The organism is Pseudomonas sp. NPDC007930 (assembly GCF_042958985.1).
Classification (GTDB): Bacteria; Pseudomonadota; Gammaproteobacteria; order Pseudomonadales; family Pseudomonadaceae; genus Aquipseudomonas.
This window is the reverse complement of the sequence record NZ_JBIBKC010000001.1, coordinates 603,402-614,499: the sequence shown is the minus strand read 5'-3', so window position 1 is coordinate 614,499 and position 11,098 is coordinate 603,402. Positions and strand designations below refer to the sequence as shown.

The 11,098-nt window shown below is 63.6% G+C and carries 11 protein-coding genes; 6 read left to right on the top strand and 5 right to left on the bottom strand.

Going from position 1 to position 11,098, the window contains the following annotated elements; all coding sequences use genetic code 11:
• Positions 1-16: 16 nt before the first annotated feature.
• The 4 genes from ACFZCE_RS02855 to ACFZCE_RS02840 all read left to right on the top strand — a co-directional run bounded on the left by ACFZCE_RS02855 (position 17) and on the right by ACFZCE_RS02840 (position 3,560).
• The gene (locus tag ACFZCE_RS02855) at positions 17-649 is read left to right on the top strand and encodes a sarcosine oxidase subunit gamma family protein (protein WP_390935874.1); all 633 of its coding nucleotides are present in this window, start codon (positions 17-19) and stop codon (positions 647-649) included.
• Between the two features lie 10 nt (positions 650-659).
• Positions 660-1,517: a formyltetrahydrofolate deformylase gene (gene purU, locus ACFZCE_RS02850; RefSeq protein WP_390935873.1), complete on the top strand. Its 858-nt coding sequence runs from the start codon at positions 660-662 to the stop codon at positions 1,515-1,517.
• Positions 1,518-1,656: 139 nt separating this feature from the next.
• On the top strand, positions 1,657-2,856 hold the full coding sequence (gene fdhA, locus ACFZCE_RS02845; protein ID WP_390935872.1) for a formaldehyde dehydrogenase, glutathione-independent: 1,200 nt from the start codon (positions 1,657-1,659) through the stop codon (positions 2,854-2,856).
• Between the two features lie 152 nt (positions 2,857-3,008).
• Positions 3,009-3,560, top strand: coding sequence for a DUF2780 domain-containing protein (locus ACFZCE_RS02840; RefSeq protein ID WP_390935870.1), 552 nt, complete (start codon positions 3,009-3,011; stop codon positions 3,558-3,560).
• Between the two features lie 712 nt (positions 3,561-4,272).
• On the opposite strand, the gene ACFZCE_RS02835 is transcribed toward ACFZCE_RS02840, so the two are convergent.
• Both ACFZCE_RS02835 and ACFZCE_RS02830 read right to left on the bottom strand, forming a co-directional pair.
• Positions 4,273-4,605 (bottom strand): RHS repeat-associated core domain-containing protein, encoded by a 333-nt coding sequence (locus tag ACFZCE_RS02835; RefSeq protein ID WP_390935868.1) that lies wholly within the window; start codon positions 4,603-4,605, stop codon positions 4,273-4,275.
• Between the two features lie 69 nt (positions 4,606-4,674).
• A complete protein-coding gene (locus tag ACFZCE_RS02830; protein ID WP_390935866.1) occupies positions 4,675-5,556 on the bottom strand; it encodes an acetyltransferase in 882 nt (293 codons plus the stop codon).
• A 192-nt stretch (positions 5,557-5,748) separates the two neighbouring features.
• On the opposite strand from ACFZCE_RS02830, the gene ACFZCE_RS02825 reads away from it, so the two are divergent.
• The gene (locus ACFZCE_RS02825; protein WP_390936436.1) at positions 5,749-6,258 is read left to right on the top strand and encodes a RimK/LysX family protein; all 510 of its coding nucleotides are present in this window, start codon (positions 5,749-5,751) and stop codon (positions 6,256-6,258) included.
• Between the two features lie 37 nt (positions 6,259-6,295).
• On the opposite strand, the gene ACFZCE_RS02820 is transcribed toward ACFZCE_RS02825, so the two are convergent.
• The 3 genes from ACFZCE_RS02820 to ACFZCE_RS02810 all read right to left on the bottom strand — a co-directional run bounded on the left by ACFZCE_RS02820 (position 6,296) and on the right by ACFZCE_RS02810 (position 10,239).
• On the bottom strand, positions 6,296-8,695 hold the full coding sequence (locus ACFZCE_RS02820; RefSeq protein ID WP_390935864.1) for a TonB-dependent siderophore receptor: 2,400 nt from the start codon (positions 8,693-8,695) through the stop codon (positions 6,296-6,298).
• 81 nt (positions 8,696-8,776) lie between these two features.
• Complete coding sequence (locus tag ACFZCE_RS02815; RefSeq protein ID WP_390935862.1) at positions 8,777-9,721, bottom strand: FecR domain-containing protein; 945 nt, start codon at positions 9,719-9,721, stop codon at positions 8,777-8,779.
• Complete coding sequence (locus tag ACFZCE_RS02810) at positions 9,721-10,239, bottom strand: RNA polymerase sigma factor (RefSeq protein ID WP_390935860.1); 519 nt, start codon at positions 10,237-10,239, stop codon at positions 9,721-9,723. The genes ACFZCE_RS02815 and ACFZCE_RS02810 overlap by 1 nt, the downstream gene beginning before the upstream one ends.
• A 260-nt stretch (positions 10,240-10,499) precedes the next feature.
• Between ACFZCE_RS02810 and ACFZCE_RS02805 the strand changes: the two genes are divergently transcribed.
• Complete coding sequence (locus tag ACFZCE_RS02805) at positions 10,500-10,940, top strand: response regulator (protein WP_390935858.1); 441 nt, start codon at positions 10,500-10,502, stop codon at positions 10,938-10,940.
• Positions 10,941-11,098: the final 158 nt, after the last annotated feature.

Below are 11,098 nucleotides of genomic sequence, written 5' to 3'. Positions count from 1 at the left end.
TGCTCAAGGTGCAAAGATGACCACAGCCAATGTTTACCAGCAGCGCCCGGCCGCCGACGTCAAAGTCGAGTCGCCGCTGCACCACGCCGACCTGCCCAGCCTGGTCGGCAAAGGCCGCAAGAACGCAGGCGTGACCCTGCGCCACAAACAACTGCTCGGCCACCTCACCCTGCGCGGTGACAGCCACGACGCCGCTTTCAGCGGTGGCGTGCACAAGGCCCTGGGCCTGGAACTGCCGGCCGCCCTCACGGTGGTCAGCAATGGCGAGCTGTCGCTGCAATGGCTGGGCCCGGACGAGTTCCTGCTGATCTGCCCGCGTGGCCAGGAGCTGGCCCTCGAGCAAGCCCTGCGCGACGCCTTGGCCGGCCAGCACATTCAGGTGGTCAACGTCAGCGGCGGGCAAAGCCTGCTCGAATTGACCGGCCCGAACGTGCGCGACGTGCTGAAAAAATCCACCAGCTATGATGTACACCCGAACAACTTCCCGGTCGGCAAGGCCGTGGGCACGGTGTTCGCCAAGTCGCAGTTGGTGATCCGCCGTACCGGCGAAGACACCTGGGAACTGCTGATCCGCCGCAGCTTCGCCGACTACTGGTGGCTGTGGCTGCAAGACGCCGCCGCCGAATACGGCCTGGCGATCGCCGAATAAGGAGCTGACCATGAGCCGCGCCCCGGATACCTGGATTCTCACAGCCGACTGCCCCAGCCGGCTGGGTACGGTGGACGCGGTCACCCGCTACCTGTACGAGCAGGGCTGCTACGTTACCGAGCACCACTCCTTCGACGACCGCCTGAGCGGGCGCTTCTTCATTCGCGTGGAGTTCCGCCAGCCCCAGGCGTTCGACGAGGCGCAGTTCCGCGCCGGCCTGGCCGAGCGCGGGGCAGGCTTTGAAATGGCCTTCGAACTGGTGCCACCGCAGTACCGGCCGAAGGTGGTGATCATGGTCTCCAAGGCCGACCATTGCCTGAACGACCTTCTCTACCGCCAGCGTATCGGCCAACTGGCCATGGACGTGGTCGCGGTGGTGAGCAACCACCCCGACCTGGAACCGCTGGCACGCTGGCACGCAATCCCTTACCACCACTTCCCGCTCGACCCGATCGACAAACCCGCGCAGGAGCGCCGGGTGATCGAGGTGATCGAGCAGACCGGGGCCGAGCTGGTGATCCTCGCGCGCTACATGCAGGTGCTCTCGCCCGAGCTGTGCCGCCGCCTCGACGGCTGGGCGATCAACATCCACCACTCGTTGCTGCCGGGGTTCAAGGGTGCCAAACCCTACCACCAGGCCTACAACAAAGGGGTGAAGATGGTCGGCGCCACGGCGCACTACATCAACAACGACCTGGACGAAGGCCCGATCATCGCCCAGGGCGTGGAGGTGGTGGACCACAGCCACTACCCCGAAGACCTCATCGCCAAGGGGCGCGACATTGAATGCCTGACCTTGGCGCGCGCGGTGGGTTACCACATCGAGCGCCGGGTGTTCCTCAACGCGAACCGCACGGTGGTGCTGTAGGAGGGCAAGAGCAAGGAGCAAGCGGTAAGCGGCAAGTAGAGGCAGAAGCAGAAGCTCCAGGCGCTGCGAGCCTCTTGCGGCTTGAAGCTTGCCACTGGCGTCTTTTTTCAACAACAACAACAAGAAGCGAGGTAAAAGCATGTCTGGCAATCGCGGTGTGGTGTACCAGGGGACCGGCAAGGTCGAGGTGCAAACGATCCCTTACCCGAAAATGCAAGACCCGCGCGGCCGCAAGATCGAGCATGGTGTGATCCTGCGTGTCGTTTCCACCAATATTTGCGGCTCTGACCAGCACATGGTCCGTGGCCGTACCACTGCCCAGGTCGGCCTTGTGCTTGGCCATGAAATCACCGGTGAAGTCATCGAAAAGGGTTCGGACGTCGAACACCTGAAGATCGGCGACCTGGTCTCGGTACCCTTCAACGTGGCGTGCGGCCGTTGCCGTTCCTGCAAGGAACAGCACACCGGCGTGTGCCTGACCGTCAACCCCGCCCGCGCCGGTGGCGCCTACGGCTATGTCGACATGGGCGACTGGACCGGCGGCCAGGCCGAATACGTACTGGTGCCGTACGCGGACTTCAACCTGCTGAAGCTGCCGAACCGCGACAAGGCCATGGAGAAGATCCGCGACCTCACGTGTTTGTCTGACATCCTCCCCACCGGTTACCACGGCGCCGTGACCGCCGGGGTCGGCCCGGGCAGCAGCGTGTACGTGGCCGGTGCCGGCCCGGTCGGCCTGGCGGCCGCGGCTTCGGCGCGCCTGCTGGGCGCGGCGGTGGTGATCGTCGGCGACGTGAACCCCACCCGCCTGGCCCACGCCAAGGCCCAGGGCTTCGAGATTGCCGACCTGTCGCAAGACACCCCCCTGCATGAGCAGATCGCCAACCTGCTGGGCGAGCCAGAAGTGGACTGCGCAATCGACGCCGTGGGCTTCGAAGCCCGTGGCCACGGCCATGCCGGCGCCCAGAGCGAAGCCCCGGCCACCGTGCTCAACTCGTTGATGCAAGTGGTGCGGGTGGCCGGCAAGATCGGCATCCCCGGGCTGTACGTTACCGAAGACCCAGGCGCCATCGACGCCGCCGCCAAGATCGGCAGCCTGAGCATCCGCTTCGGCCTGGGCTGGGCGAAATCCCACAGCTTCCACACCGGGCAAACGCCGGTGATGAAGTACAACCGCCAGCTGATGCAGGCGATCATGTGGGACCGCATCAACATCGCCGAAGTAGTGGGCGTGCAGGTGATCAGCCTCGACCAGGCCCCGCAAGGCTACGGCGAGTTCGATGCCGGCGTGCCGAAGAAGTTTGTGATCGACCCGCACAAGCTGTTCAGCGCGGCCTAAGGCCCTTCGCCCGGCACAGCCGGCCTCCACGGGTTGTTGTGAACTGCCCAGTGGGGGGCGGCCAGTGCCCCGCAGGTGAAAAACCCCATCCCCTAAGGAACATTGCCCCCTGTGTAGCCTCCAACGCCACATTTAGCTGGAGACACACCGCCATGAACCGCCTTACCCTCGCTGCCACCCTGGCCCTGCTGGGCAGCCCCGCCCTGGCCTTCAACCTCAACGATGCGGTCAATGCCGCCTCCACCCTGCAGAACGGCAACCAGAACGGCGCCGCGGTCACTGCCCCGCCAAAGGCCGCCGGGCTGCTCAATACCCTGGGCACGCAACTGAACGTGACCCCCGAGCAAGCCGTGGGCGGCACCGGCGCCATGCTGGGCCTGGCGAAGAACAAGCTCAGCGCGGGCCAGTACACAGAGCTGACGCAAAAGGTCCCAGGCCTTGACCAACTGGCCGGCGCCAACGCGCTGGGTGGCGTGAGCGGGTTGTCTGGGTTGCTGGGGCAAGCCGGCAACGGCACCGCGCTGAACAGCGCGCTGGGCAATGTGCAGTCTACGGGGGATGTGAACAACGCCTTCGGCCAACTGGGCATGAACAGCGGGATGGTCAGCCAGTTCGCGCCAGTGATCCTGCAATACCTGGGGCAGCAGGGCACCAGTGGCTCGCTGCTGACCAGCCTGGCGCAGATTTGGGGCGTGAAAGGCTGAACGAACCGGCTTTTACAGCCAGGCTACCCAGGAAAACCCCCGGCGCGGCGCGATAAGGCATCCCCTGCGCCGCCGCTTGGCTTCTATAGTGGCGGGTACACCTGCTAACGCTGGAGCACTGAAGCCATGTTACTTCCGATCAAAGCCAAGAACATCAGGCGTTTGGTTCATAGGCTAGCGAACCAAAAACCGGAGCTAAAAGACCGAATGATGGCCGCGGCCTTGGATGGGCCTCGCGTCGTTCGAGGCAGTAGCTACGCGGTCAACTCGGCCGCAAGCGCCAGCAACCCGTTCGCGCGCTATCTCGACGAACTTGCGCCGGAGCTTCCCTGGCAGGGGCTGACGCCATCCGCGTTGCCCACTGGAGGCAGCCGCGCCTTCGAGACCTGCGCCGAGGCGAAGGTTTGGCTGGAGCTGAGGGCGCGTGGGCACAACCCAAAACATTTCACGTTAGTCACGTTCAACTCGGCAAATACCATCACATCGCCTTGCCAGAATTGTGCGCGGTGGGTCAGGGATGGGTTTGGCCGTGTGTATCAGGAAACACCCACCTATAGAGAGCGCCAACGGCCAGACCGCTGAGCCTGGCGTGGAGGACGGTTGAACGCTGCCGTGGTTTATCGCCGGTAAACGCGGGGGCCGGCGGAGGGTTTGAGCCTCGGCCGATTGCCTGGGCTCAAGGGTGATGGGGGCGGGTACGCGAAATGCTCCGTTACCCCGGCACCTGGGCCGAGAGACCGCTGAAGGTTATCGGGTCTGCCGTGCCATAGGCGTAGCTGTTCAGCCCCTCTTCTCTCGCCAGGAACAGCGGGTCGGGGTTCAGAAAGCGCAGCGATGCCGGGGCGTAACCACGGCTGCCTAGCAGGTACAACCCGCCAGGGCCGCCGAGAGGCTGGGCGGCCAGGCCCAGCGCGTGGGTGTAGGCCGGCGGTGGCAGGCCAAAGGGCGTGAAGGCGTTGGGTTGTGGGGAGGACCCCGCCAAATACGTACCCAAGGGGGTGTTGGCCGAGTCCGTATAGAACAACCGGGTGGGTTTAGCGAGCATGGTGCGGCCTCTGGTCGGTGCTGCTAGCAGCCTACCGAGGCTTTGCGGCCTTGCCACCTAGTAGATCTATCAGGTGCCCGCGGCCTGGCGCAGCGCATCGATGCGGGCGTCTTTGTCGCGCCACAGTTGGTTCACCCAGTCCTGCACCCGGCGGCGAAACTCAGGGTCGTTCTCGTAATCGCCCTCGATCAGCGCCTGCTCGATGGGGCGCGACTGAATATCTACGATCACCTTGCTCACCCGCCCGCAGAGCAGGTCCCAGAAGCCTGGCGCGCGGTGGCCCGGGTAGACCACGGTCACGTCGAGCAGGCGGTCGAGCTGGGCGCCCATGGCCGCCAGCACGAAGGCCACGCCGCCGGCCTTGGGCTTGAGCAGGTGGCGGAACGGCGAGCATTGGGCGCCGTGCTTGGCCTGGGTGAAGCGGGTGCCTTCAAGGTAGTTCACCACCGTGACCGGCTGGCGCTTGAACAGCTCGCAAGCCTTGCGGGTGATCTCCAGGTCTTTGCCGCGCAGGTGCGGGTGCTTGCTCAGAAAGGCCTGGCTGTAGCGCTTCATGAAGGGGTAGTCCAGCGCCCACCAGGCCAGGCCCAGCAGCGGTACCCAGATCAGCTCTTTTTTCAGGAAGAACTTGAAGAACGGCGCGCGGCGGTTCATGGCCTGGATCAGCGCGGGGATGTCGACCCACGACTGGTGGTTGCTGACCACCAGGTAGGAGGTTTGCGGGTTGAGCGACTCCAGCCCGCGGATGTCCCAGCGGGTGGGGATGCACAGCGCGAAAATGGCTTTGTTGATTTCCGCCCAGGTTTCGGCGAACCACATCACCCCGGCAGACATAACGTCACGCCCGTGGCCTGGGGCGATCAGCTTGAGCAGGGCCAGCAGCAACAGCGGGCCGATCAGCACCAGCGTGTTCAAGAGCAGCAGCAGGGCAGTGAACAAGCCACGAAGCATAGGGCACTCAACAGGGAAATATTGGCCGGCCATGATACGGGGTGCGGCACGTGGCGCCAAATTCATCCGGCGCCATGTTCCTGCGGTATTTTTACTTTTTGTAATACGCGGGTGCCCTTTACCTTAGGCGAACCAATGCCGGTGTGCCGGTCTAACCTGTGCGCCCTGTTTTCAAGAAGAGGAATGCCCTACGTGAAATACGTGCTCGCGCTACTGTCGTTACTGGCGCTGCCAGCCTTGGCCGACCCACCCACCCTCTACGGCCGCTACGAATATTTCGAACTGCCCGAGCTGGGCCAGACGCTCAAGGCCAAGATGGACACCGGCGCGCTCACCGCCTCGCTGTCGGCCAAGGACATCAAGACCTTCACCCGCGACGGCGATGACTGGGTGAGCTTCCGCCTAGCCACCAAAGACGGTGACGGCAAGGTCTACGAGCACAAGATCGCCCGCATCAGCCGCATCAAAAGCCGCGCCGATGAAAACGACGGCGAGGATGAAAACGTAGAGGTCGCCAAGCGCCCGGTGATCGAACTGGCGATGTGCCTGGGGGAGGTGAAGCGCACGATCGAGGTCAACCTGACCGACCGCAGCAGCTTCAATTACCCACTGTTGATCGGCGCCAAGGGCCTGCGTGAGCTGGACGCGGCGGTGAACCCCGCGCGGCGGTATGTGGCGGGGCAGCCGGATTGTGAGAAGTAGGCCCGCAGGCCCCGGGGTGACCGGGGCCGGGGTTAGATCACCACTTGTAGTTGACGCTGGCGGTGACGCGGCGTTCGTCGCCGTAGTAGCACCAGAACCCGTCGCAGGTGGCCAGATAATCCTTGTTGAACAGGTTGTTCGCGTTGACCGCTAGGCTGGCACCCTTCAACGCGCTGTTCAAATAGCCCAGGTCGTAATGCACCGAGGCGTCATAAATGGTGTACGAGCCTACATGGCCAAGGTCGGTATTGGCGGTATTGCCGTAAGTATCCCCTACATAGCGCACCCCTGCGCCAGCGCCGAAACCCGCGAGGGGCCCGGTGTGCCAGGTGTAGTCAGCCCACGCGGTCGCCTGGTTGCGCGGGATCTGCGCCATGCGATTGCCTTTGTCGTCGCCCTTCAGGATCTCGCTGTCGTTGTAGGTGTAGTTGCCGACCAGTTTCAGGTTGTCGGTAACGTCAGCGGTTGCTTCCAACTCAAAACCACGGACTTTGATCTCGCCCACTTGGCGGGTGATGCTGTTTTCCGTGACCGAAACGTTCTTCTGGCGAATGTCGAATACCGCGGCAGTGAACAGTGCTTTGGTGCCGGGTGGCTGGAATTTGAGACCGGCCTCATATTGGCGCCCCTCAGTAGGCTTCAGCGATTCAGTGGCACTCACCGTAGCCCCGGAGGCAGGCTGGAACGATTCGGTATAGGACAGGTAAGGCGTAAAGCCGTTGTCGAATACGTAGCTCAGTCCGACGTTGCTGCTGAACTTATGGTCCCGTTGCGTCGAGGTCAGGTCATTGTTGTTATGAAATACCGTGCCGGTGTGAATCCAGTCTTCACGGCCCCCCAGGGTAAAGCGCCAGTTATCCAACGCCATTTGGTCCTGAGCGTAGAGGCCGGTTTGGAAGGTTTTTTGCCCATAGTCATAAAATGCAAAAGTAGGGTCGGCAATGTTCCCGCCATAGACGGGGTTAACCACATTGGTGGTGCCGCCATCACCAAACAGCCAGCGATAATTGGTGTTGCTGCGTTGATGATCGAGGCCCAGCAGCAGCGTGTGTTGGATGTCGCCAGTATTGAAGTCAGCCTGGAAGTTGTTATCGACTGCGAACTGGCTGATGTCTTCATCGACCTTGCCCGCGCTGCGGCTGATATTGCCATCAGCATCGACTGCCGTAGCGCCGGTGCCCACGCTTAGCGATTGGAAAGACAGGTCGCTCTTGGTGTAGCGAAGGTTCTGGCGGAATTGCCAGACATCGTTGAAGCGATGGTCAAAGGCGTAGCCCAGCGCGTAGTAGGTACGGTCGTAGTATTCCCAGTCCGGGTCGCCCAGGTTTTTATGGTGCGAGATCTTGCCGACAGGTGAGGCCAGCTTGGTCCCTTGCAGAGGGAGGAACTGCCCGGTAATGCCAGTATCGTCGCGGGTATATTGCGACAGGAACGTCAGGTGTGTATCGGGGTCGATGTTCCAGGTGAGGCTGGGAGCAATGTTGTAGCGTTTATCAGGAACGTGGTCGATGGCGGTATTGGAGTCCCGAACTACGCCGCTGACGCGGTAGAGCACACTGCCGTCGTCCGTAACCTTGCCGGTGGTGTCGAAGTTGATCTGTTTATGGTTGTAGCTGCCGGTCTGTACTTCAACTTCATGGCTGGTTTCAGCCTGTGGGCGCAGGCTAACCATATCCAGCAAGCCGCCAGGCGGGGTCTGCCCGTATACAGAGGACGCCGGCCCACGCAGTACCGCGATGCGCTCGAGGTTCCAGGTTTCCTGTTTAGGGTTCGCATACGAACCTTTGGGCAGCGGTAGCCCGTCGAGGAACTGCGTTGGGTCGAAGCCGCGAACCCGCAGCCAGTCGGCACGGGTGTCTGAACCGTAGCCACTGCTCATTACCCCTGCGGTGTAACGCAGTGCATCGTTGAGGTTATGAACTTTGCGATCTTCCATTTGCTCACGGGTCACGACCGACACAGAGCGTGGTACTTCAACGATTGGAGTATCTGTTTTAGTGCCCGCGGCGGTCCGGGTCGCGGTGTAGCCGGTAGTCGCGCCCCATGCGCTCTCGTATTCACTCGCCGCGTTCACATTGGTCACCGGCAAGGTCAACTCACCCCCGGCCACCGCGATCAGCGTGTAACTACCACCACTGTTCACCAACTGTAGCCCCGAACCGCGCAGCGCCGCTTGCAGGGCGCCTTGCGCGTCGTACTGGCCGTTGACGGCTGGCGCGCTTTTGCCACTCACCAGGGCTGGGTCCATGGTCAGGGCAATCCCGGCCTGGCTGGCGATCTGGTTCAGGGTGCTGGCCAGGGGCGCCGCTGGCAGGTTGTAGCTGCGCACAGCGGTTTGGTCGGCGGCGTACGCCGGCAGCGCAGCCATCGGGCACGCCAGCGCAATACTGGCCGCCAACAGGCTAGGGCGAAGGAACGAGGGCAAGCGACGTGACATTCGAAACACTCCGGGAATTGGACCGTAATGCTCTGTTGCCGATCGAGTTGAAAAAAGTGATAGGGCGCCGTGAAAAAAAAGTTATTCGGTGGCCGTTTTAACGGTCACCCACCACGGCGTGCGCTGCTCGATGCGCACCGGCAGGGTCGGCTGCAGCGCGCGCAGGGCGAGGTCGGTGTCGTGCAGTGGGAAGCTGCCGGTGATGCGCAGGTCGGCCACCTCCGGCGCGGCGCGCAGCACGCCGCTGCGGTAGCGGGCCAGTTGCTCGAGCAGGTCGGCCAGGCGGATGTTGTCGACCACCAGCATGCCGCGGGTCCAGGCATCGCTGTTGGCCGGCAGGCTACTCGGGGCGCTGAGCGCGCCTTTGTGCATCAGCACCTGCTGGCCCTGGTTGATCACCTGCTCGGTGGCCAGGTGCGCCGGCCGCGCGGCCACCGCCGACTGCACCACGCCCAGGCGGGTGCCGCCGGCTTCGCGGCTGACCAGGAACTGCGTGCCCAGCGCGCGCAGGCGGCCATCGGCGGTTTGCACAATGAACGGGCGGCTGTCGCCATGGGCGGTCTTGACGTAAATATCGCCGCTTTGCAGCACGATGCGCCGCTCGTTGGCGTCGAAGCGAATGTCGATGGCGCTGTGGGTGTCGAGCTCTACCTGGGTGCCATCGGCCAGGCGCAGGGCGCGCACTTCGCCGGTGGCGGTGCGTTGGTCGGCCAGCCAGTAGCCGGCGGTTTCGGTCTGGCTGGCCAGGCCGCCGGCGGCCACCGCCAACGCCAGCACGGCGAGGCCGCGGCGCAGCGAGCGGCGCTCGCGTGGCTGCACCAGTACCTGGCGCACCGGCCCGGCCGCGGCGGCGAAGCGTTGGTCGAGCATGCCCAGTTGGCGCCAGGCGCGGGCGTGCTCTTCACTCTCGCCGTGCCAGCGGCTGAACGCCGCCTGCTGGCGCGCCGTGGCGCCGCCGTCGAGGCGCAGCTGCCAGGCGATCGCGGCGTCCAGTACCTGCGCCGATACCGCGGCTTCGCGCGCCATCAGGCCGGTTCACCGTACAGGGCGATGTAGCACTGGCGCAGGGCCTGGGCCAGGTACTGGCGCACCCGCGGCACCGACACCCCCAGTTGGCTGGCGATTTCGGCATGGCCAAGGCCGTCGAGGCGGTTGAGCACGAAGGCGTGGCGCGCCTTGCTCGACAGCTTGCCGAGGTGTTGGTCGATGGCCCGGAGGTCTTCGAGGATCAGTTGCTGGGCTTCGGGCGAGGGTTGCTCGGCCTCGGGCAGCAGCGCCAGTTCGTCGAGGTAGGCCTGCTCCAGCGCGGCGCGGCGGAAATGGTCGAACAGCAACCCCTTGGCCACCGTGAGCAGGAATGCCCGCGGCTCGCGGGCCGGCGCCAGGGTCGGGCGGCCGAGCAGGCGGGTGAAGGTGTCTTGGCTGAGGTCTTCGGCGCGATAGGGGCAGGCGATGTTGCGCCGCAGCCAGCCGAGTAGCCAGGGGCGGTGGTCGCGGTACAGCGAACCGATAACATCGTGGTGGGCTTGCCGGGCTGCGTCCAACACACACTCCGAAATGAAAAAGCATCAACCAATGAGACGTATTCGCGATTGTGGCAGGAGGCCATCCCTTTGGCAATTGGCGGGTGTCTGTACGGTCACCGGATATTTCAGGGCGCGGGGCGGTAACGCTATAAAGCAGAGACAAACATGAAATATTCGCTTTGCTCGTCAGTTTGCTTCACTTTATGGCAATAACTAACGTTGCCCTGGTCATAGGGGTGAAGCGGACAAACAGGAAGGCGCCTGCTGGCACATTGCCCATGGTTGATCTGGATATTCTCACCGATGCCGAGCGGGAAGCGCTCAGCGAAGTATTGCTCGGCCCCCAGGCGGCGCCGGGGCGCGTGCTGGTGGTTGACGACGACCGCGACTCCCGCGAACTGCTGGCCGAGATCCTGGCCCTGCATGGGGTCAGCTGCCTGGTGGCGGACAACGCCCAGAACGGTTTCGCGATGCTGATGAGCAACCGCAGCATCGGCTTGCTGGTCACGGATTTGCGCATGGGCCCGGAAGACGGCCTCGACCTGATCCGCCAGGTGCGCGAGTCGGAACGGGCGGCGCTGCCGATCATCATCGTGTCGGGCAATGCCGGGGTGAAGGATGCGATCGAGGCCATGCACCTGAGCGTGGTGGACTTTTTGCTCAAGCCGATCGATGTGAACCAACTGGTGGCGCTGGTGCGGCGGGAGTTGAATCTGTGACGGCCCATCGCCCGGCTGTGCCGTAATACTGTTCACTTACGCGATCAGAGCGCTAGATTGAGGGTAAAAAAACCCGATTTCTCTCGATGATTTTACCGAGCGCATGAGCTTCAGGGCCCATCGCCCGGCACAGCCGGGATGCCGGACCACGGCCTCCC

Coding starts and splice junctions, on each gene's coding strand:
- ACFZCE_RS02815 (WP_390935862.1), bottom strand. CDS start 9,721: ATGGCGCGCGAAGCCGCGGTATCGGCGCAGGTACTGGACGCCGCGATC.
- ACFZCE_RS02855 (WP_390935874.1), top strand. CDS start 17: ATGACCACAGCCAATGTTTACCAGCAGCGCCCGGCCGCCGACGTCAAA.
- ACFZCE_RS02840 (WP_390935870.1), top strand. CDS start 3,009: ATGAACCGCCTTACCCTCGCTGCCACCCTGGCCCTGCTGGGCAGCCCC.
- ACFZCE_RS02820 (WP_390935864.1), bottom strand. CDS start 8,695: ATGTCACGTCGCTTGCCCTCGTTCCTTCGCCCTAGCCTGTTGGCGGCC.
- purU (WP_390935873.1), top strand. CDS start 660: ATGAGCCGCGCCCCGGATACCTGGATTCTCACAGCCGACTGCCCCAGC.
- fdhA (WP_390935872.1), top strand. CDS start 1,657: ATGTCTGGCAATCGCGGTGTGGTGTACCAGGGGACCGGCAAGGTCGAG.
- ACFZCE_RS02835 (WP_390935868.1), bottom strand. CDS start 4,605: ATGCTCGCTAAACCCACCCGGTTGTTCTATACGGACTCGGCCAACACC.
- ACFZCE_RS02805 (WP_390935858.1), top strand. CDS start 10,500: ATGGTTGATCTGGATATTCTCACCGATGCCGAGCGGGAAGCGCTCAGC.
- ACFZCE_RS02830 (WP_390935866.1), bottom strand. CDS start 5,556: ATGCTTCGTGGCTTGTTCACTGCCCTGCTGCTGCTCTTGAACACGCTG.